The sequence below is a fragment of the Calditrichota bacterium genome (genome assembly GCA_020637445.1).
GTDB lineage: Bacteria > Electryoneota > RPQS01 > RPQS01 > RPQS01 > JABWCQ01.
In genome coordinates, this window is record JACJVZ010000003.1 from 161,385 (window position 1) to 183,635 (window position 22,251).

The 22,251-nt window shown below is 52.5% G+C and carries 16 protein-coding genes; 6 read left to right on the top strand and 10 right to left on the bottom strand.

Features of this window, described 5'->3' with window-relative positions:
* Positions 1-3: 3 nt before the first annotated feature.
* Positions 4-603, bottom strand: coding sequence for a hypothetical protein (locus H6507_11575; GenBank protein ID MCB9369739.1), 600 nt, complete (start codon positions 601-603; stop codon positions 4-6).
* A gap of 897 nt (positions 604-1,500) precedes the next feature.
* Here H6507_11575 and H6507_11580 point away from each other — a divergent pair.
* The 3 genes from H6507_11580 to H6507_11590 are packed head-to-tail and all read left to right on the top strand — an operon-like array spanning position 1,501 to position 3,720.
* Positions 1,501-2,274: a hypothetical protein gene (locus H6507_11580; GenBank protein ID MCB9369740.1), complete on the top strand. Its 774-nt coding sequence runs from the start codon at positions 1,501-1,503 to the stop codon at positions 2,272-2,274.
* 30 nt (positions 2,275-2,304) lie between these two features.
* On the top strand, positions 2,305-2,601 hold the full coding sequence (locus H6507_11585; protein ID MCB9369741.1) for a hypothetical protein: 297 nt from the start codon (positions 2,305-2,307) through the stop codon (positions 2,599-2,601).
* A gap of 24 nt (positions 2,602-2,625) precedes the next feature.
* A complete protein-coding gene (locus H6507_11590; GenBank protein ID MCB9369742.1) occupies positions 2,626-3,720 on the top strand; it encodes a hypothetical protein in 1,095 nt (364 codons plus the stop codon).
* Between the two features lie 70 nt (positions 3,721-3,790).
* On the opposite strand, the gene H6507_11595 is transcribed toward H6507_11590, so the two are convergent.
* Positions 3,791-5,719 carry a hypothetical protein gene (locus H6507_11595; GenBank protein ID MCB9369743.1) on the bottom strand — a complete coding sequence of 643 codons (1,929 nt, stop codon included), beginning with the start codon at positions 5,717-5,719 and terminating at the stop codon, positions 3,791-3,793.
* Positions 5,720-5,921: 202 nt separating this feature from the next.
* Between H6507_11595 and mscL the strand changes: the two genes are divergently transcribed.
* Positions 5,922-6,347 (top strand): large conductance mechanosensitive channel protein MscL, encoded by a 426-nt coding sequence (mscL, locus tag H6507_11600; GenBank protein MCB9369744.1) that lies wholly within the window; start codon positions 5,922-5,924, stop codon positions 6,345-6,347.
* Between the two features lie 17 nt (positions 6,348-6,364).
* Positions 6,365-7,288, top strand: a complete 924-nt coding sequence (locus H6507_11605) for a DUF3078 domain-containing protein (protein MCB9369745.1) — start codon at positions 6,365-6,367, stop codon at positions 7,286-7,288.
* A 76-nt stretch (positions 7,289-7,364) separates the two neighbouring features.
* Here the strand turns inward: H6507_11605 and H6507_11610 are convergent, their stop codons facing one another.
* The 4 genes from H6507_11610 to H6507_11625 all read right to left on the bottom strand — a co-directional run bounded on the left by H6507_11610 (position 7,365) and on the right by H6507_11625 (position 10,990).
* Positions 7,365-7,658 carry a hypothetical protein gene (locus H6507_11610; protein MCB9369746.1) on the bottom strand — a complete coding sequence of 98 codons (294 nt, stop codon included), beginning with the start codon at positions 7,656-7,658 and terminating at the stop codon, positions 7,365-7,367.
* A 32-nt stretch (positions 7,659-7,690) separates the two neighbouring features.
* Positions 7,691-8,284, bottom strand: a complete 594-nt coding sequence (locus H6507_11615; GenBank protein ID MCB9369747.1) for a hypothetical protein — start codon at positions 8,282-8,284, stop codon at positions 7,691-7,693.
* 89 nt (positions 8,285-8,373) lie between these two features.
* Entirely contained in the window at positions 8,374-10,347 is a 1,974-nt protein-coding gene (locus tag H6507_11620; protein ID MCB9369748.1) for a T9SS type A sorting domain-containing protein, read from the bottom strand.
* Between the two features lie 37 nt (positions 10,348-10,384).
* The gene (locus H6507_11625; GenBank protein ID MCB9369749.1) at positions 10,385-10,990 is read right to left on the bottom strand and encodes a T9SS type A sorting domain-containing protein; all 606 of its coding nucleotides are present in this window, start codon (positions 10,988-10,990) and stop codon (positions 10,385-10,387) included.
* Positions 10,991-11,345: 355 nt separating this feature from the next.
* Between H6507_11625 and H6507_11630 the strand changes: the two genes are divergently transcribed.
* Positions 11,346-13,910: a SpoIIE family protein phosphatase gene (locus H6507_11630; GenBank protein ID MCB9369750.1), complete on the top strand. Its 2,565-nt coding sequence runs from the start codon at positions 11,346-11,348 to the stop codon at positions 13,908-13,910.
* 68 nt (positions 13,911-13,978) lie between these two features.
* On the opposite strand, the gene H6507_11635 is transcribed toward H6507_11630, so the two are convergent.
* From H6507_11635 to H6507_11650, 4 genes are all read right to left on the bottom strand, one after another.
* Positions 13,979-14,494, bottom strand: a complete 516-nt coding sequence (locus H6507_11635; GenBank protein ID MCB9369751.1) for a T9SS type A sorting domain-containing protein — start codon at positions 14,492-14,494, stop codon at positions 13,979-13,981.
* A gap of 9 nt (positions 14,495-14,503) precedes the next feature.
* The gene (locus H6507_11640) at positions 14,504-18,118 is read right to left on the bottom strand and encodes a hypothetical protein (protein MCB9369752.1); all 3,615 of its coding nucleotides are present in this window, start codon (positions 18,116-18,118) and stop codon (positions 14,504-14,506) included.
* A 195-nt stretch (positions 18,119-18,313) separates the two neighbouring features.
* A complete protein-coding gene (locus tag H6507_11645; GenBank protein ID MCB9369753.1) occupies positions 18,314-20,170 on the bottom strand; it encodes a methyl-accepting chemotaxis protein in 1,857 nt (618 codons plus the stop codon).
* A 172-nt stretch (positions 20,171-20,342) separates the two neighbouring features.
* On the bottom strand, positions 20,343-22,067 hold the full coding sequence (locus H6507_11650; GenBank protein ID MCB9369754.1) for a DUF3365 domain-containing protein: 1,725 nt from the start codon (positions 22,065-22,067) through the stop codon (positions 20,343-20,345).
* Positions 22,068-22,251 lie beyond the last annotated feature (184 nt).

A 22,251-nucleotide genomic window follows, 5' to 3' on the forward strand; every position in this document is an offset into this window, starting at 1 on the left:
TGATTAGAATAGCAGTCGCGACGTGATGATGTAGCGGCTGAAATGGTTCGTCGTAACCGTGATGAAGCGGTTGTCAGATCGCTCGAAAACCACTTCTTCGGGTGTACCGTCATCATGAATATACAATGGGGTGATGTCTTGAAAGGAAACGCCTTCCGGAAGCACCATGTCACGTGCGTCCCAGCGAATCGTGATGTTGCCAGCAAATTGTGTCGGATGGGGATAGAAGTCCGCGACACCCATGCAGCTTGAAGGTGCAACGACGGTTACATCCATATCGTAGGGAAGTGAGCTTCCGGGAATCGTGAGCTTACATACGCCTGAGATATTGATATTCAGTCCGTTGCCAACACGCGCAGAACGGGTAGTTATGATAGAATCGCAGTCTTGATCATCAAGCGCGTTAGCTTTCGGAGTGATCACGCGGTAGCCCATGGCCTCAACGTTGGCGATTGCTTGTTCAATCGGCATGTACTGAGAATTGCTGATCTCCGACTCGGTCGATTGGGAAGCGGTCGGTGCATTGAACTCAGAACACCCGATCGCGAACACGATCAACGCCGACATTGCGACGATCTTAAGGATAGGGGTGTTTGCTTTCATAGTTACTCTCTCGTTTCTATCGTTGGTTCTTGTCATCATGTTCGTGTTGTTCTATCGCAACCCATATGCCAAGTATACTAAGTGTGATTTTGGGTTGTATTTTTTCAGTTTACGCTACGGACACACTGTTGCGCTGGTTGATTTCGATTTGTGCGTGGTTGATTTGCCTTGTTCATCTCGCGCGGCTGACTTTGCCGTGTGGCCCAATTGATCGAAACATGTACTTAGACGATATACTAACCCTAAGGCTAAACCTAAAGTTGGACAAGGCTTTCGGGGCACCCGCAACGGGTGCCGCCGCGAGAAATGATCAATGGACTTTGCTCCTAAATTGGTGTGCCCCATTAGAGTGAATCTCCCGCCGGACTTGCTCAAGGTCCGGCGGGAGAAACAGGGTGCACATGCAGCGTGCGATGGAAGCCATCTAAACCAACAGAAAGATAAGGTAGCGTCTGGCAATGATCGTCATAAGGGAGTCTTTCTGCCTCAGGCAATGACTGACTCTATCAAAACTCCTTCAAGCGGCGGACCCGAGGGTCCGCCACTCGAGGAGACCACGGAGCAAAGTGAAAGAACGCGGAAGAAGATTGCGGTTGTCATCGTACATCTTCTTGCCCGCTGAGCGCCGCTCAGGCATGTTGAGGAAGGGCAACGAATATGCCAAGTATAGTAAGTGTGATTTGAGAATCCTAAAATGATTGTTTTTATTGATATTGTGGGATCGAGAGTGAGTTCTCTTCAGATCAGCATCAGAATTTTGGCCCGCACGGTTGCCGAGATACACCAATTGCTTTGGGCATTTGGCGGAGAGGGTGCGAATTGAACCATTGTATAGATTTGCTTTCTATTGCTTCCAGAAGTCCATATATTGATGCGAACCATAAATTAGGAGACACAATGAAAGTACGGCTTCTGGTTTTCTTATTGGTCGTGAGTGCCGTATGGGCGGCGGCTCCGGTACCGCAACCGCAAGTGAAGTCCGCGGGTGAATTGGCATGGGAAGCCATTCCGGATACGATTGCGGATGAAGAGCAAGTCAAGATTTCTCGTGAGTTTTTGGACAACTATCCCGATGACATTCCGCTGCTGCGAAGTGTGCAGAATATCCTCAACCGGAAGTCGGACTTGACTCTTGAGTTCTGGATGGAGCGGATGAACGCGAAACCGAGCTCAGCGAACCGCTATTTGTACGCGCGCAAGAGCGGCGACCCGGAGATCATGAAGGCTCAGGCCGAACAGATCATGAAAGATGATCCCCAGAATTTTTGGGGTTACTATCTTTTTGCAGTGGCCGAGTGGAGTAAGGACAAGCCTGACTTAAGTGTGGTGACGGACTACTTGGAGCAGGCGATCGCGAAGGACCCGTCGCGGCCGGAAGGTTGGGGCTACGGCGCGCAGGCTTATGAAGAAGCCAAGGATTGGGACAACGCACTGCGGCTCTATCAAGGTGAAACGGTGGTGAAGCCGGACGACAAGTTTCCCAAGATGGGGATGATGGGAATTTATGCTCAGAAGCGCGACGCGGACAACTATTTCAAGCTGTCAAACGAGATGCTGACCAAAGAGCCTCCGCTTGATATTGACCTGAAGATGCACAACAGCTCGCACAAAGTAACTGCCGCGGATTTGACAGGGCAGTACAGTGTGGTAGAGATGTTTACATATTGGTGAAGCGGATGTGTGCAGCGGTCGCTGCCGGACATGAACGCATTGAATGCAGAACATAAACTTCCTTTTCCGTTTTACGCGATACACGCCGAAGGCGAGAGCGATCGCGCTCTGGCTCTGATGGATTCGAACGACGTAAAGGGCCGGGCTTGGACATTGGATTTTGTTTTTGGGAACGACTCCTTGAACAAGAGATTGAACGTCGCCGCCTATCCTTCATATTATGTCTTGGATGATCACGCACGACCGGTGGCGGTTTTGATTGGTCATACGGACGAAACGATCGACCTGCTTGACTGGCTGATCATTCAGGCCAAGAAACGAAGTTAGCCGACCTGACCAAGAGGTTGCCTCATGTATGTGCTGGTCATTTTGTTGATGATGAATATCGCGTTTGCGATCGGGCCCGCTCAGGTGACTCGATCCGTGGGTGAACTGACCGTAGAAGCATCGGGACTGCCGAGTTTGGATTCGGCGGAATGTGTTGCGCGCGGTATCGCGCTTTTGGATCAGTTTCCGGATGACGTTCCGGCGGGGAAAGAAGTTCAACGCGCGATCTCGAATCTACTGCCTGACAGCCGAGGTTTTTTTCGCGCGCGCTACGAACGTCTGAACAACTCCGCGAGTTTTTACTTGTATGCACGGTCAACGGACTTTCAATTGCCGGAAGAAGACGTTCAGGCATGGATAAAACGGGAGCCGAAGAACAGTTGGCTGTGGCTGGTGTCCATGGCGACGGAATGGCACAGCGAGTCGCCAGACCCGGCTGTCGTGCGTGAGCGAATCGAGAAATCGATTTTGCTTAGTCCGACCCGGCCGGAAGGGTACCAATTTCTGGGGCTGTTTTACGACGAACAATTAGATTTGAAATCGGCGCGCGAAGCCTACGAATCAGCCCTGATTTGTGATCCTGCGAGCGAAGCGACGCGGACGAGGCTGCTTGATTTGTATTTGCAGCAGCGGGATTCGCAAGCGTATTTCACCTTGATCAACGGGGTCGTACCGGAACAACAGCTCGACGTAGAGCTTGCGACAATCGGTTCTCCGAACGAAAAAGTTTCACCCGAAGAGCTTCACGGACACGTGTCATTGCTGGTTTATTGGTCATACGGCTCGGAGATTTGCGTCAACAAGTCGATTGCGGAGATCAATCAGGCCATGAACGAAAACCGCATCAAGTGGCCGGTGTATGCGATTCACGTGGGCGGCGATTCGGCGGACGCGAGTGAATACGTCAAAGAGACGGACCGCTTCGGCGACGAATGGAACGTGCAGTTTCTCCGCAGCGCGGACGCGGTCGATTTCCGGATGAACCAACCGACGAGACCATGCGTGTACGTGATCGGCGCGGACGGTTACGTTCACGCGCTTTTGCACGGTCAGGGGCACGAACGAGATTTGATTGACACGATCATCTGGTTGGCCGAGCAGGTGCAAACCGGAATGTAGACGAATAAAGGAACCATGAAAAAAGGCCGCTGTAAACACAGCGGCCTTTTGATTTGTAGCATGGTGCGCGTTATGGACAACGGACGTTGTCGACAACCAATGTTCTGAGCGGGCTGACCATGACCGGATCGATTGCGAACGAATCTTCCGACGTTTCGGCGAAGATCGTATATTCTTCGGGGAACACGGGATTCAGGTAATCCGAGTACCACACTCTCGAGCACCGGCAGCTTTGGTCCGGTCTTGTCCAACGGAGAACTAATTGCTGCGCCAAGTCATCAAAGATAATCGTCAAACTGTCCGGAGCATGACAGTTATATTCAAGCGGATAAACACGACCGGGCATGCCGGTGGAATCCACGTGCATAGTCGGCCACAAGGGATCGAGGTCATCGGCGAATGCGAGCGAGGAGACAGGAATGCGTTGATAGTAGACGGGACAATCCGTAACCGAACCTTCTTCTTGCGCCGAACCTCCGGCATCCGTGTCCAAGACGTACTGCATGTGCAAATATCCCGCGCCGCCGCTATAGGTAACGTTGGGAGCAAGACAGATATCGCGTTCGCTTAGGCTCTCGCCTACCGGCGCGTTCTGTCCGCCGTTTGTTTCAGTGACGTTAATCGCCTGTTTCCACACTCGTCCGCGGTTTTCAGATTTGGTAACCCACGCATCCGCCATCATCCAACCTTCAAGAGACCATTGCGTGGAGTCGTAGTGCATGAAGCTGCAATACATATCGCCTGTCACGGAGTCTACCGCAAGGCTTGGACGCTGCACGCAGCGCTGCCATTCTCCTTCACGGGCATATTCTCCGTTGATGGTATTGAAATAGAACGCATGTGCGATCGGCGAATACTCTTCAAATTCTTCGCTCCAGTGCCAGATTGCGGACTTGTTAATATACGCGCTCGGACCAGTGCCGCCGGGCAAGGCGAATTCAAAGACTTCGGTCGTCGTGAAGGCAAGATGGATTATGTCGAATTCGTCAAATAGGATTGACGTACAAGCGTAAGCACGAAGCGTGTCCTTGTTGCATGTCAGCGTGTCTTGCGACGCACATTCAAAATCGGGGTAGGCCCATTGGGTTACGTCGATTGCTTCGGCCCACGTCAAGCCGCCGTCTTCGGAAATAGACAACATGACGTCGTTGTTCAGATTTACGACACCAGCGTCGCCGGTTCGATCTCGATTCCAAACGATTGCTACACGGTTTGAAGTCATAGACGCCGCGATATCGCACGCGATTACTTCACCGGTTCCAATGAGCAAACCTTGCGATCCGCCGAAGTTGTGCCACGTGATTTCGCCGAAACCTTCCCAGTCCGGCGTGCCTCGGCTGTAGAAATATTCGTTTTGGTCAAGGTCGGATGTGCTGACGATATGCAAATCTCCGTTGCCACTCAAGGCAGACTTTGGCCAGATAACCTGCGCGACGCTGGGGAAACTGGGCAAGCTCGATGTGAACGCGCCGATGCGGGGACCGAAGTCAAAAGCTGCCGTGGTGTTGATGTTCGTTCCGCCCGGCGGAAATGAGTGGAAAACCGGAAACGCCCATCCATCGCCATTAACGGCTTGTGTCGTGTAACCCGCGCGCGAAGATGCATCCACTTCGACTCCGTTTGGCCACAAATATTCCTGCGTTCCGGGATCCCAAACATTGTAGTAGACATGACGCACGGCCCAGTTCATGTCAGTCGCATTCATCCACACAACATGGACAAATCCCATGTCGTCGACTTGAACCATTCGGCCGACTGTCCCGTTGTGTTGATATTCGTACCACGTTGTTCCGGCTTCGAACAGCTCGCCGACGGTATCCAAAGAACGATTGGGTCGTCTTGTGGATATGGTACCACCGTCATTGAGGGCATGGGTAGGAATCTCTTCCATTCCGGTCAAGGCGCGGTCACGCGTTTGGACGAGGAGCTGTTGGTTGACCGCAAAGCTGTTTGAAATAAAAAATCCGACAAGGGTGAGGGCATAAATAAAGGAACGCATAAAGCACCTGCTTAAGATTAAGGTTTCGTCAAGGCACCCATCAGATTGTACTGCTTTTCAAAGATCACTCTTTAAGGTACGGCGGACATTTCGGAGAGTCAACATAGCCATGTTTAATTTGGAGTGAAAGGTAGAGAGTTGCTTAATTATATGTAAAACTATATATTGGACGTGCTTCCCAGAAACTTAAAAGGAACAACGTATGTTTAAGGAATTCAAAGAGTTCGCGATGCGCGGCAATGTGATTGACATGGCCGTCGGTATCATCATGGGCGCCGCATTTGGACCCATTGTCAAGAAACTCGTGGATGGAATCATCATGCCGCCGATTGGACTGATGCTGGGCGGCGTGGACTTTTCGAACATCTTCACGGTGCTGAAAGCAGGGAGCACTCCGGGACCGTACGGGTCGCTCAAAGCAGCGCAGGAAGCCGGTGCAGTCATTATGGCATGGGGTGATTGGTTTAATGCCATCATCACGTTTTTGATTACGGCTTTTGCGATTTTCATGCTGGTGAAAGGCATGAACGCCGCGCGCAAGAAAGAAGAAGCCGCTCCCGCCGCTCCGCCAGCTCCTCCGAAGTCGGAAGTATTGCTTGAAGAGATTCGTGACTTATTGAAGAAGTAATCCAGACAATGAACGACATGAAAAAATTTTCGCTTGTTACACTTTCGTTGCTGATCTGCGCATTTGCTGTTTTTGCCGGGGAACAACCTGAACCGGGGCCGTGGAAGTCCGAAATTTCGACGGGTATTTTGACGACGCAGTCTTCGTACTCGGACAATTGGACCGGCGGTGAAGCCGGATCCATCAACTGGATTGCATTTTACAATGCATCGGCGAAACGTCAGCTTTCGCGGAACTGGTACAACCAGCACGACTTGAAACTTTCGTTTGGTCAGACGCACATTCAGGACAAGGAAACAAAGGACTGGCAGTCGCCGACGAAATCGGAAGACAAAATTCGTTATGACGCGATATTGCGCTTGACGAAGGGTTGGTTTGCCGATCCGTATTTCGCGTTCACGTTGGAATCGCAGTTCCTTGACGCGTCGAGCCCTTACACGTCACGCTACGTGAATCCGATGGAGCTGACGGAATCGTCGGGTCTTGCGCGCACGATCGTCGAAGTCCCGGATAAGACTTTGTTGACGACACGTTTGGGTCTCGGGTTGCGCGAACGCTTTACGCGTTTCGACGATCCGGCGGATACTCTGAGTGCCACGCCCGCAACGCTGTCTGAAACGACGGTGGACGGCGGCGTCGAGTGGGTGACGGACCTATTGTTGGGCAACGCGGCGAGCAAGTACAGTTTCGATTCGAAGCTGACGGTGTTCCAAGCTCTGTTCAACTCCAAATCGGACGAAGCCGTAAATGACTATTGGAAAACCGCAGATATTAATTGGGACAACATTTTCCGCGTGAAGGTGTCCTCGATCATCAACGTCGGACTTGCCTGGCAGCTGTTGTACGACAAGGAAATCGACCTTGGCGGCCGCTTAAAGCAAGCTCTGAGCGTCGGATTGGTTTACAACTGGGCAAACTACGACAAGGAAGCCGAGAAGTAGTCGCGTTTGCATAATCTCGATTTGAAAAAAGCCCACTCAATTGAGTGGGCTTTTTTGATTGGCAGAACATGACTGCTTACTTCGTCACCTTGACAGTCTGCGGATAGATGGTCACCCAGCCAGTGAACAAACCGATGATAATGTCGTCGATGGCTTGCTGGCTTTGGATGGTATAGTTTTCCGCGCCTCCGGCCATGGCTTTGGAGTCTACATTGTTCAGAGGAACAAGACCCCACAGGATGTACCATTGTTTCTTCTTGACCGAATTCGCGCCGTTTGCTCCGTCACCAACCTGATGGTTGAGCGTGTAGCAGCCGGAGAGTGCCGCGCACATGATGGCGATGGTCGCGACCTTCATGAATTTCTTCATTTGCTTGCCTGCCTTCTTTGAGATGGAGGGAATTAGGGATATACTTTGCGCAGTGAACCAAGGGACGATTCGACTGCTCGAACCTGATTCGGCCAAATCGGAGCGGGAACCGTGTAATCCAGACTCACCGGCTGATCCGCATTCAAAAGAATCTTGACGTGAACAAGCTGTCCGCTTTGGGCATAGAGCTGGAGCGCTTCGACGCCGGACAGACTCATCCACTGCTCTTGCACGACGACATCAGGACGAGCCTCGCGGTAGGATTTGGCAACTTCCCCCGCCCACGGAATGAAACCTGTTCCGAGATGAACGGTCTTGGGGAAAATGCTGACAAGTAGCATCGGTCCGCCGTCTTCAGGCTTGAAGGCTTGCTCGGGATAGAGCTGCATGACGGTTGTATCCCGTTCGGCAACGTCGACAAGTTTGCGCATGACTGAGGTGTCGACAGGCAGCCAGTCAGCCGGGGCATGGAGATGCACACCGCCTACCGTAACGTCATCTCCCAGCAGGGAAGAATCCACGGCGAAATCGAGGCGCTCGAAGACGCCCTCGGCGGCAGGTTTCTTTTCTTTCGAGCAGGCCGCGACAAGCAGCACCGCCGCGACGGCAATCCAAGCGAACTTCATGGTTGGATAATACGGACTTTGGATCATGAATGCAATAGAAAACGGGGCGGACAAAAGTCCGCCCCGTTCGAATTGCACAAAAGCTATGGTTACTTCAGGAGCAGCATCTTGTGCTGAGCCGTGAAGTTTCCAGCCTTTAAGGTGTAGAAGTAGATACCGCTGGCCAGATTTTGACCGTTGAACTTCACCGTGTGGTTACCCGCGGAATAGGCACCCTGCGCAAGCACGGCGACTTCTTGGCCGACCGCATTGACGACGCTCAACTCGATATTGCTGGCCACGGGCAAGCTAAACGAGATGTTCGTTTCGGGGTTGAACGGGTTCGGGTAGTTCTGATTCAGAGCGAAATTGGTCGCGGTGGATGCACCGACTCGCGGAGTCACGGACTGCGTCTGCAGCTCTTCGCGCGAACCGTCGAGGTTCACGACGGACAGCGTGTAGGAATAGACGACACCATTTCGCACCGATTCATCAGTCCACGAATAGGTGGAACCCGTGGACGAATTGGCGGCATTGAGTTGCGCAAGCAACTCGCCGTCACGGGTGATCTCGAAGCGGTCGAGGTTCGACTCTGAGCCGGTTTCCCAAGACAATGCCACTTCACCATCACCGGCCACCGCCGTGAAGCTATTGAGCTCGACGGGCAAGATGCGGTCGATGCAGAAGCAGTAGCAGCCGCCGGCCTGTGAATAGAGATCCATGCACCAGAGTTCGCGATCCGGGAGATAAATCCAATCCATATACAGGACCGGGTAGGCGGGAACGCATTCGGTATCGCAGCCTGACGGCGGAATCTCGCGAACGACTTGACATCCTTCATGCCAGTAGGCAACCGGACGGTCATTGGGACCCGCGGGTCCGACGAAAATCTTCTGAATTTGATTTTCGCAAATCGACAGACATTCGCAGAAAGGAACTTGGTCGAGCGAGAAGTAGTAGTCCTGCTCAACACAAGGCGGAGCGCAGGGAGTGCCAATATCTTCGACGGTCAGACCGAAGTTGCCGGTTTCGCCTTCAAAGCCGTTGACAAAGATGTAGTAGGTGACGCCTGCTTCCGAGCACCAATCGACCTTAGAAGATAGGTTTTGATCGCAAGTAAAGTTGTTATCAGGATCCCAATCATCGTTGCCGTCAACGCAAACTAACGCGTCGCATGATCCCGTATAGACATTGATCTTGGTGTCATAGTCAGTTTCAGCGTCACACGTATGCGCGCGCATCAAGTTGCCAGTGCCGACGACAGAATACCACAATCCGCAGGCACCGGGATAAGTCCCGCAATAATCATACGGCGCGCTTAGGGCGCCTTCATACGAGATGCCGAATTCATAGGCGGAACCACCGGACAAAACGACCGGTTGTGCGTTGCAAGGATAGCTATTCGCAGCAGTTTCCAAACACCCATTGTCGCCGCAATTCGAGCCGGGGTTGAACGACAGAATATAGTCACCCTGGTCAAAGCCATAGCCGAAAAGAATGATGAAGTAGGTGCCGTCTTCCAAGTATATTCCGGAGATGCAACTTGAATAACCGTCGTTATTGTCATTGCACGGCACGTCCGCATCGTCATTGCAAGCAACCAACGCGGATCCATCCGCATCGGGACAGCTATCCCAAAGTTCAATCACTGTGTCAAAATCGGAGCCGCAGGCTGAAATGGAGTACGGTCCCGCGGGAAGGCCGTCTTGGCCGATCACTAACTCATACACGACGTCATCGCCGTCATCGCCGCAGTCTCCACCGTAGTCATAGGTGTTGTGGACCTCTTCATCAATAGCACCATTGTCTTCGTACGGCGCCGTCGAGATGACCGTCGCTTCGTCGCACGAATCACCTCCCTGATCGAGTGAACGCACGGAATGTCTCGGTGCCAGCGCGCGCAGCTCTTTTCTCAGCGCGATTAACTCATGTTTCAAAGCAGAAAGATCGGATCCTGAGGAGCGCGCAACGGCGATTTCCTGAGAAACCGATCTCATGTCTGATTTGATTTCCTGCGGACTTCTTGCGGCGAAGGCACTCACCGCGAACAGACACAAACACAAAACTGCAACGAACTTCTTCATCAGGTTCTCCCCTGTTTACTAACACATGAAATACAACCTATTTCAACAACACCATCTTCTTCTGATCTACGAAATTCCCGGCGCGCAATTGGTAGAAATACACACCGGATGGCAGGTCGCGGCCATTGAACAAGACACTGTAGCGGCCATGGGCAAGGTTTCCGGCCAGCGGCTTTGCGACTTCCTGGCCCAATACATCAAACACCGTCAGTTCCGCCATACCGTCTTCCGCCAATTCAACTTCAATGGTTGTTTCGGGGTTAAATGGGTTGGGGAAGTTTTGGTTAAGTTTGAATTCTCTAACTATGGCCGCATCATAGGCAGGAGTAGCCGAGACCGTGCCAAGCTGTTCGCGCGTCCCATCGTTCATGACAGCGACAAGACCATACGCGTAAGGACGGTCATTTTGGACTTCGCTATCCACCCATTCGTAGTTCAACTGCCCGAATTCGGCGGGGATTCGCATGGCAGAAAGGCCATTGCGAGTCAGGACGAATTGTGCAACCGGCTCGGGCGAGGTCAGCTCCCATTGGATGCGGACCTGCCGGGATTGCCCGACGGCGGAAAAAGAGGCCAGCGGGAGTGCAAAACTCGCGGCGGACAAGGAAAGGGTCAGTAAAGCTATAAGTAATAGTCTCTTCATGGTCATTCTCCAGAGGGGAATTCGCCTCCTAATCGGCGTACGCTATAATCGTGTTTAAGATAGCCGGGAGGTGTGAGAATTCCAACAAAGTCACACGAAAAGTCACACATTAAGTTGAGGTTTTGGAAAGATTTAGGTGTAGTAAGTATAGTGAAGCAGGGTTAGCAGGGTCAGCAAAAAGAAACGGCTCGTCCGAAAGGGAGAACGAGCCGTTTGCGTGATTGCAGATCCCCGGGACCCACAATCAACAATTGGGATTTTGTTACTGGAAAAACTAACAGAATCCGCGCCAAATGCAAGAGGCGGAATTGATTCTCGGGGTCGCTTTGATTATTTTGGAGATATGTTGGAAACTGTGTCCATAGACAAGCCTGCCGAACGGGTCCGGCCGATCGTGGTCTTCGCCAGAATGGCGGCAGGCCTCGCGGGGCTGTTCCTGCTTCTGGTATTAGGTGCCACCTTACTTCGTGAGTATTCGGGTTTCCATACATTTTTGAAGTCGGGAGTCGTTCAATCCGAATTCAACACGGAGACCACGGACGCAGGAGACACGGTACGGGTATTTACGAGTGTTGATCCTCGGGATTTTCCGTCAGGCCTTTATCCCGTGAAGGGTGATACGCTGACGCACGTGGGCGGAATTCCTCTGACGCAGACTTTTTGGCGGGAAGTGTTTGCCAGGCCGCTGCCTCCTGACACGACGATACCGATTACGGTAAACGGTGAACAAGGTGTACACGAGTACACTCTTCAAGCGCAGCCGGAACAGTCACGCAATGTAGCGCTGCTCGTTTTCATCGACGTTTTGAGATTTCTGATTGCATTCGGTTTTATCGGAGTCGGCTTGTGGGCGTTCTTTGCTCAACCGAACTCGATGCCGGTGCGCGTGTTCGCGTGGTTCTGTTTTGGGATGACGACGACGATGATCTCGGGCGTGAACATCATGAACACGTTCTACGTGACCATAAAGATCCCGGGTTTGGAGCAGGTTCGGCAAGGACTAGGAATGCTCGCGCTTGGGACTTTGGTTTTCTGGCTGCATTTGCAGTTAGTCTTCCCTACGGTTCTCGATTTCGTGAAGCGCAATGCCAAGTGGATTTATCCGGTGATCTATTTTCCGTGGCTTGTATCGATAGTGATTGCAGTGTTGTCGCTTCTCAACTGGATCACACCTGATCTTGCCAATACGGTCGCGAACTTCAGTGTCATTCCGATTTTCATTGGCGGTGCGTTGGGGTTTGTAATCCTCGGGAGAAGGTTTGGCCGTTCGAAAGACCGCGTGGAAAAACGGCAGCTTAGGCTCGTGCTATGGGGCACGGCGCTCGGTCTGGGATCGTTTTTGATCTTGCTGATATTGCTCAACGTGTTCCGCGAGTGGTTCGTGGGGAGTCAGATGCGTACGTACGGAGCGATTACGCTCGGATTTACGATGCTGCTTTTGACTCCGATCTCCTACGCGTACGCGTTCGGCCGCTACAGGCTGCTGGAAGTACAGGGCAAACTCAAACGCGGGACACGTTATTTGCTGACGAGCTCGGTGGCGTTTTTGGTTCTTTTCGGCGGAGCGTATTTGTTCGTACGCAATCTGTTGACGGGAAACTCAGCTATTGGCGCACTGTTGTTGGTGTTGTTCGCGTTCGGAATCGGAAGAATATCGAGCAGAATGAACAAGTTCCTCGAAGGCCGGTTTTATCCTGAACGCCAGCAGCTCCGCACAAGGCTCCAGTCAGCTCTTGAGTCGTCGACGTCGCTTGGGGATTGCCGTCAATTTTGGAGCCAGATTTCAGAACATTTACGGCAGAGTTTGAACGTGGCAACGGTGTATCCGGTGCTTGCCGGAGAGAACGGCGGGACGTTTGCACTGCGCGACCACGAATTGACTCCGTTTACTCCGACCAGTGATTTTGTTTCGCGGCTTCACCACGAGCGGCGGGCCGTGTTCGTCGACGAGTTGGTTGCCAGCGGAAAGACAAAACTTTCCGAAGACGAGTATCAGTGGCTGTCGTTGAACAACGTTGCACTGATTTTGCCGTTGATTACCCAGCAGCGAATGGCGGGATTTTTGGCCTTTGGGTATAAGACCGAAGAAGAAGACTATATTCCCGAGGAAGTCAGTGTGCTGTCGACGATCGCACCGCAAGTGGCGATGGCGAGCGAAAATATGCGGCTGCTTGAGGAAAACGTCGAAAAGCGCCGTCTTGAAGAGCAGATGCAAATGGCACGGCGAATTCAAGAAGGATTTTTGCCGCAAGTTTTGCCCGAGACCAAGGGGCTTGAAATCGCGACACACAACCGTTTTTCGTTGGAAGTCGCGGGCGACTACTTCGACGTCATGAATTTGCCGGACGGACAATCGCTGATTGCGATCGCGGACGTGTCGGGCAAGGGGGCAGGCGCGGCGCTCCTGATGGCGAATTTACAGGCATCGTTGCGCACGGCAATGGAAGTCGGTGTCCCTTTGACACGCGCGGTCGCGCAGGTGAACAATCTAATTTTTCGCAATACTCCGCCGGAACAGTATATCACGTTCGTGGCCGTTTTGTTCGATCCTGTAAGCTCGATGCTGTACTTCGTAAATGCAGGGCACAATCCTCCTCTGTTGGTACGCACGGACGGCTCGATTGAGGAGTTAGAGCCGACGGGCTTGATATTGGGAGCAATTCCCAACATGGAATACGGCGAAGGAGCGGTTGAGTTCAAGCAAAACGAATTGCTGGTTTTGTATACCGACGGCGTGAGCGAAGCCATGAACGACGACGAGGAAGAGTACGGTGAAGACCGAATCAAGGAAACGGCATTGTGCTTGCGGCACGAAAGTGTATCTCATATCATCGACGAGATTGAGCGGGACGTCGAACGCTTCTGCGGCCGCGTACCGATGGAAGACGACTCAACGATGATCGTGGTGAAGAGACTTTAGAGACTACCTTAGCGAAACCAAAGAGGGCAGCCATAACGGCTGCCCTCTTTTTTGTGTTTGCAGAAACACTACTTCAGCAAGACAATTTTCTTGACTTGTCTATAATCTTCGGCTTGAAAGACCGCGAAGTAAACTCCGCTGGCCAAAGCCGGGGGCGCGACGAACTGCACGGTATAGTTTCCGGCCGCGAATTCCCGGTCGAAGACTCGTCCCGCTTCGCGACCCAATTCATCGTACACGACGAGAGTCGCCCGCGAAAGTTTAGGCAACGCGAACTCAAAGGTCGTCGACGGATTGAAGGGATTGGGAAAGTTTTGCGAGAACGAAAAATCACTGGGAATCGCACCGTCGGCAGCATCAGCGTCCAGTGACACGTAAATTTCCTCGAAGATCGACGCAATGCCGCCGCGAGTTCCGAATTCGCCGCCTGCCGCATCATTAACGACGGGTTGTCCGACGAGAGCCGTGGTCGCGTGAGTCGGGGAACTTGCTTTGCCGGCGACGGAGCCGCTTGCACCGGAGAGCTGCCGGTATTGCGCGCCCACTTGCGACGCAATCAGCAAGAATAGGAGGATGTATTTCATGGCTTTCTCCTATTGCAATGTGACCATGACTTTGATTTCACCGGTGCCGTTGTCGAGCGACTCGAGAGCTTTGCCGACGATGGTGCCGATTTTGGGATCAGCGGCCAGCATGGCATGTCCCGGAGTTGCGGACGTCGTCAGCAAATCACCTCGATGAATGGCGCCGTATTTGGCGTCGGCCTTGATCTTGACCTCGAGTCTCGAACCGTCGTCCTTGAATGACGCCGCGGCACCAAGAATAGTCGCGAGCACGTAGCCGTTTTCGTCGACTTCTGTTTCTGGGCTCACAACACCGACGACGGAGGTTTGGTAGGCATCGGTGCAAGGAATATACTTGTCGCTATTCGGATCGGCGATCAAGACGGTGCCGACGTCATAACGGTGCCGGGAGTCGGTCAAGAACAGCTCTGATATGATTGGGTCAACATTTCCGGTAACATTCAGCTTGCCGTTAACCGTCATGTTGCCGCTGGTTACAATTCCTTGTTGTATTGTTCCTCCGGTCAAGTAATTGAAATTGGAGGGTTCGCCGAAGAACACTGGCATTCTGAACTGCCAATATCCGTCCGCCGTGGTCTGCATATTTGCGATGCCGTTGATATACTGAGTCATCGTTCCGTTATTCAGGAATGACCAGCCGGAAGTTACGACAGCGTTGATCAGCAACAGGGTCCGAATGAAAGTTGGCGACAGATCAGACGCGTGTTGAGTGTTTCCGCTCAAAATACTGGCATAAAGCAGCGAAGACGCAAAGACCGTGGAAGCGGAAATAGTACCACCTGGAACATAGAGATTACCCACACCTTCATTCTTGTACAAATGAGCGAGCACATCGCCTCCCGCGGAATCTCTAACCTCAAAAGATTTTGCGTGAATCTCGCCCGTCGTGTCTAGACCGGCGACGACGACGCCGTTTTGTTCCGCGCTCCATGTTCCCTTTGGATCAAGATGAAATTCCGAATTGTTATCCTCGTTGCCGGTGACAACTCCCAGAGGTCCGATTTCCGTATAGTTCGTTGTAATTTCATCATCAACGAAAACACCGCCGCCGTTCACTCTTGTCGTCGCACCAAGCAGATCGAACTCAATTTCGTTTCCAATATCGCCGCCGATCGGCACGCCGCCGATAGTGATTTGCGCGCCGTCGGGAAGTTCTAAGTCGCCGTTGTTCGCAAGATGCGCCTTAAGTTCACCGGAAAGGGAGTCTCTCACCTCGAAGGACTTCGCGTGAATTTCGCCGTCATCTGTGACACCCGCGACGAAGACTCCGTTTTGTTCGGACTCCCATGTGCCGTCGGGGTTTATGATGATTCCATTCAAGCTGTCCGTTCCAGTTGAAAGTCCGTTCGCATCGAGTGCTGCGTAGGAGTTGGAATCTGTCCGAATAACTTGATCGCCTTCTCCGCTAATAGGGATCCCCCCTATGGTTATTTCCGCGCCGTCGGGCAGTGAGAGATTTCCGGCATGATCGAGATGGGCGATCGTATCTCCGGCATTGCCGACGGTGTAGAACGATTGACCGTAGACTTCGCCGTTGATGTCGATACCAGCGACTTTGGTGGTGTCGTGCCACGTATCAAGGCAACCGTCACTTCGAATTACAACTTTGCTGTCGCCATTACGTTTGCCCATTAAGAAGGTGTCGGGTCGAGCGGTCAAAGTGTCAAAGCCATCCCAGATGAAAACACCGCCTTGATTAACTTTGGTCGTGTCGAAAAGGTCCCACATTTCCAAGCCGTTGCTATGCAAGATAGTGCTGTCATTGCCGGACCCTCTGCGAATCGTGTCGCCTTCACCGCCGGCAATGGGGACTCCGCCGACAGTGACTTGTGCTCCGCTGGGAAGCGCGAGGTTTCCGTCATTGTCGAGATGCGCTTTCAAGGCTCCTGAGACGGAATCACGCACTTGGAAAGACTTGGCAATGATTTCGCCGGTGCTGTCGAGAGCGGCGATCTTTACCCCGCCTCGGTAAGCATCCCATGTACCATTGTTGTTGATATCCACGCCGTTCAACGCGGTGTCGCCGGTTGAAAGACCTAACTGATCAATCGCAGCACCGTGTGTTTCATTGCTGTCGGTGACTGTGACACCTCCCCTGTCAATAGTTGTCCACGAATCGGTATCTTGATTGTAAGCGGAGATGTGGTTCTTGCTGATGCGAATACGATGGCCATTCTCGCCGACGTAGATTTCACCGTCATTCGCAAGATGGATCTTCACGGGACCGCCGGCTGAGTCACGAACTTCGAAGGATTTGGCGAAGATCTCGCCGTTGTCCTGCAGACCGGCAACTGCGACACTATCCTGAATCGCGTTCCACGTACCGTTGGGATTGATGCGCATGGTATCGCCGCCCGCTCCGTAGAGTTCCAGCTTGCCATCGCTGGTCAGATGGCCGACAGCGTTTTCAAGTGTCCCGTCGGGAGTGACGACAAACGACCGCGCATAAACTTCGGAGTCAAACGTCGAGTCCTGCTCTCCACCCTGCAAACACTCGGGGTCGATACTTATGGTCCAGTTGCATCCTTCGAGTCCGCGCTCGACCGTGACGCATTCGCCGCCGATGAGCTGCAGCAGACTGGAGAGTTCGTAGGTACAGGTCGCGGAGTCGTAGTCCACGCTGATGCAATCATCGCCTTCGATATCCATATCAAGGTAGACATCATAAGAGCACGTCAATGGATCGTAGTTGACATTGATACAGTTGCTGCCGAAGATATCCATGATATTGTCAATCGTGTTCCCGTTAATTTCGATGCAGCGTCCTTCTTGATACGTGGCAGCGACCGCACTGAACGTAATCGTATTCGCGGAATCGTCGGGCACGATTGTTATGTTCTGTCCGGCAATGAGATCGATGTTGCCGCCGTCGTTGAAGACGCTGTCGAGACTGGACACGATATCCGGCGCAATGTCCGCCGTAGTTAAGGTGTTGTCCAGAACTTTGGCGGACGTGACGGCGTTATTTTCGATTTCAGCCGTGGAAATGGACGTCCCCAGAGTGGCGGCAACCTGATCGGCGGACACGGAAATTCCGTCACCCGCGCCGACATTGATGGTCAGGCGCTCGTCCAGCGAATTGCGTCCGCGGCGCTCACCGTCCTGCAATGCCACGGAACCGGTCAAACCTTGTCCCGCAAGAATTGAATCGAGCGTGAACGGCAGCACGGTTTCGGGAAAATGTCCGGTATTATCCAGTGGAATAAGATGCCCGGGCTGCGGAGTTGCGCAGGCCGGGATATGATTTACGGAATCAGAGTTTTCCGCATGTCGGGATTCGATGGCACGGAAATCCGCCATAATCGGAAGACGCGGCGTCAGAACTGTGCCCTCGACCGTGATTTGCAGCCAGTTCGTCGCACCAATGGAGTCCGGCAACGGAGTGGTGCTGCCGAGGATTACAGAATAGACACCGTTATCGACCTCTACGTCAGCATGAGCCTCAGTCCAACGCGCCGTTCCACCGGTTTCGCTGGAAAAGATCGAAAATGAGAAGTCGTACATTCCGGAGAGCAGTGTGTCTCCCCCGGAATTGGTCAGTATTCCCTGATAGCTGACCTGATTTGCTTTTGCCCCTGCCACAATCACGAAGCAGAGGAAGAAAGCCGCCAATGTTCTTTGCATGTTGTCTCCCCTTTGCAAATTGGAATCTATTTATCAATAAGTTAGTAATGATAATTTGATGAACAACGTCCTATTTTGTGTTATAACATTAAGATTTCAAAGAATCAAGAGGTTCGTGGGAAAAAGAAAAGCGCATCCGGATTGGATGCGCTAATTAGGCGAAAGCAGTGTGCTAACTACTTTTCAACAAATCGGTTAGCAGCTTTGGTCTCCCGTTTTGTCACCGCGCACAAGACACAACAATGCGCGCACATCTTTAGACATGTCGTTCGCCTGTTGGTTCATTTGTGAAGAAGCGGAGGCGGACTCTTCGGCTGCGGCAGCATTTTGTTGAGTAATGCGATCGACTTGCGCGACAGCAATATTAATTTGTTCAATGCCTTGAGATTGCTCTGATGTTGCGGCGGAAATTTCTTTGGTTAGACCGGTAGCTTTTGAGACAGCGGAATTGACCTCTGAGAGAAACTCTTTGACACCGCTGACAGACCGGACTCCGGTTTCGACACGCTCCATGGTGCCTTGGATCAGGCTTGACGTATCGCGCGCGGCTTCAGCGGCGCGAATGGCAAGGCTTCTGACTTCTTCGGCGACGACAGCAAATCCTTTACCCGATTCGCCTGCTCGCGCGGCTTCAACGGCGGCATTGAGTGCCAAGAGGTTCGTTTGGAACGCGATCTCGTCAATGGTCTTGACAATTTTGGACGTTTGATCGGAAGATTGCCTGATCAGCTCCATCGCATCAACCATTTCGGACGTAGCGCCTTCGGCTTTCTGCACTGTACTCGAAGTCGTATGCATTAGATCGGAGGCGGCTACGGAATTGGCCGCGTTTTGTTTCGTCATCGCAGACATTTCTTCGAGACTCGAGCTGATCTCTTCGACCGAGGATGCTTGTTCATTTGCTCCGTTGGCGAGAGTATGTGAGGTGCTTTGGATTTCGTTTGAGGCAGCCGCGACGGACTTGGATGCGACGGACATGCTTTCTGCGGCGCGCGCGATCGGCTTGCTGAACCCACGTCCTACCGTCCAAGATAGGAGTCCAATCAACAGGACAAGAACAAGGCTTGCCAGAAACATGTCCGTACGTGCGGACAGTGTACCGGGCATAACTTCGGCTTCATCGATTCTCACGAGCACTGACCAATTCATGCCGGGATATCCCATGGCACCCTTCAGATGCGTGTAGCCGCAGATCTGTTCAACTTGTTTGCGCGCATGGGTTGCCTTCATGTAACCGGTTTCGCCTTTTACGGCCCGCCTGGCGGGCTCGACACCCTTGTCGGCGAGATTGAATTTGAGCAGAACCGAATTGAGGTCACGCTTGATCGAGTTGTCCCCGCCCTGAATGGTCGGATCGTGATCGACGATAATTTTGCCGTCTTTGTCGAGGATCGTGATCTCGGCTTTGGTCAGGCCAGTCTTTTTGAGTCCGGCGTACGATGCAGTGACCATCTCTTCGACTAAAGAAAACATCGCACGGTTCGTCCACACTCCGATGATCTTGCCACTGGCATCGTGCACGGGCGCACTGAATCCGAGAGTCAAGCCGTCGTCACCGGAGTATGCTTTCTTGACTATGTCGTCGACGTGAACATCTTCAATGTATGTTCCGGTGGAGTTTTTGTTTTCGGGTGCCGTGAAGGGCATGGACGTCGTGAATTGTCCGCGCAGGCAGGCCGTAAACCAATCGGCATTCCGGAAGTTCGTATCATAAATAAAATCACTACTAATTTTCGATCCGCGGAGGTCTTTGGAATTAACGGCGACGACCTTCCCGTCCAAATCGCAGAATATTGTTAAGTAATAGATGCCGTAGGTCGCGACGTATTCGTTCATCACGTCGACAATTTGGTTGTCGTTTCTCTTATACCATTCGTTTCGCTTTTCGCCGATAATTCTGTTCAGCCCAAATGCCTGGACATCGCCATAGCGTTCGAACAGATTTCTGTCGATCTTGTCCGCAAGCTGCACGGCTTCACTTTGAACGACGCGGCTGCCTTCGAAGGCCGCTTTCTTCAAGGTTATGCCGCCGATCGTGCCAAAGACGACCATCGGCAGAACTCCAAAGCACAAGCATAGTATAACGATTCGAGTAGTCAGCGAGATCCTGTTCCAAAACTTCATTGCTGTTCCGTCAATCTTCTTAATAGGTTTTTGTTCTCGTAATTTCCAAAGCAACAGGGGAACGTTTTCGCGTTCCCCTGTTGCGTATTGCTTTGTTCTTTTAGAATCCGCTCAGATCATCGTCCAGCGGGAAGTCATCGTAGCCGGGCGACTTATTTATCGCGGGTTTTGACGGACTTGACATCGGTTTGCTTTTGCTTGCAAAGGGTTTGATGGAAGGTCGCGGGCGTTCATATGAGAACGTGTCGCCGGAACCGCCTTGAACCAACTTTACCATGTTGTTGACCGTACCGGTCAGAGATTCCGCCTGTCCGGAGAGTTCTTCTGACGCGGCCGCACCTTGTTCAGCCGCAGCAGCGTTGCTTTGCGTAACCTTGTCCATTTGGGTGATGGCCGAATTGACTTGCGTGATTCCGTCAGATTGTTCCGACGAGGCGGCGGCGATTTCTCGAATAAGCTGCTGCGCCTTTTGGACGGATTGGGTAACGGATCCCAGCGACGACGACACTTGCGACACCGCAGCGCCGCCTTCGTTGACGCGTGAGAGGGTCTCGTCAATCAATCGATTGGTCTCTTTGGCCGCTTCCGCCGAGCGCATGGCGAGATTCCGGACTTCTTCAGCGACCACGGCAAAGCCTTTACCTGCTTCACCGGCACGCGCAGCTTCGACCGCAGCGTTCAACGCAAGCAGGTTAGTTTGGAATGCGATCTCATCGATTGTCTTGACAATCTTGGAAGTCTGGGCGGACGCATCTTGGATATTCTCCATGGTCACGGCCATGCGGGCTGCGCTGTTTTCAACATCGTGCACAGAGTTAGCTGTTTCCTCCATCAAAGAAGAGGCCGTATGAGAATTGTCCGCATTTTGTTTAGTCATCGCGGACATTTGCTCGACGCTGGCGCTGATTTCCTCGATGGTGGAGGCTTGCTCGCTGGCACCTTGCGACAGACCTTGTGCGGAAGACGAGACTTCATTAGCGGCTTGCGTAAGTTGAGAAGCTCCGTTGTTCAAGTCGGAAATAATCTGTGAGACTGGCTTGTTCACCATTATTTGCACCACGAAGAACAGCACGAAGCCCATCAAAGAAAGACCCAGCGCGATTAATCCCGCGGCCTTCCACATTGCCGCCATCGTTGCAGCTTCAGCAGCCGCCAAGGGTTGGATAATTTCGAAGGCACCGTGAACTTCACCGATTTTCCAGTTCTCCATGCGCGCACCGGTCGGATCGAGGCCTTCGTTGTTGCCCCACAGGGCCACAGACTGGGCCGGATCGCCGTGGCAGAGCATGCACGTCTTAGTCAGGCGGATAGGTTGGAAGTAGCGAATCGCATTTTGATCTTCATCATGAATCCAATACTCATTAGCCCCGCTGTTTTCAAGTTCACGCAAAGCGACGGCCTCGACTTCGTCCGGCTGGTTTTCCGGATTTCGCGGCTCGAACTTAGGAGTTCGGAATGTAAAGCCACCCATTTTTGCGCTGGCTTTTCCTGTTTGCCACGCCGTGTACACGGGGACGGTATGCAGGACACGGTCCAGATCATTTTCGTCCGCGTAGCCTCGAACCTGCTCAACAGAGTAGATACCCGCATCCCAAGCCTCTTCCATTTCCTGCCGGACATTTGCCACAGCAGTAACGACGGAGCGAGATTTTTCTACGTAGGTGTTTTCCGCGTTATCATGTTCATGCTGTTTGTAAAGACCCAACAGAATGAGCATGAGAGCAAGCGGCAGAATGATGCCGATGCTGATAATTTTTGCCCGCAAGGAAAGGTTCTTGAGCACGGTTAGTCTCCAGATGATTTCGAGAACAACATGTCGCGACATTCAAACGGACATATTTCGCGCACATGTGCGTAAATTCTATCGCGGTAATAGTAAGCAAGCCGAGTGCCAGAGTTCATGGGTCAGCAATTTTCGTTAATCTGCTGTGATTCCTAACACAAAAGGGACGGCAAAGAGAAGCGGGAGCTTCTTTGGGAAGCTCCCGCTAAGGGTGGGGCAATTCTTA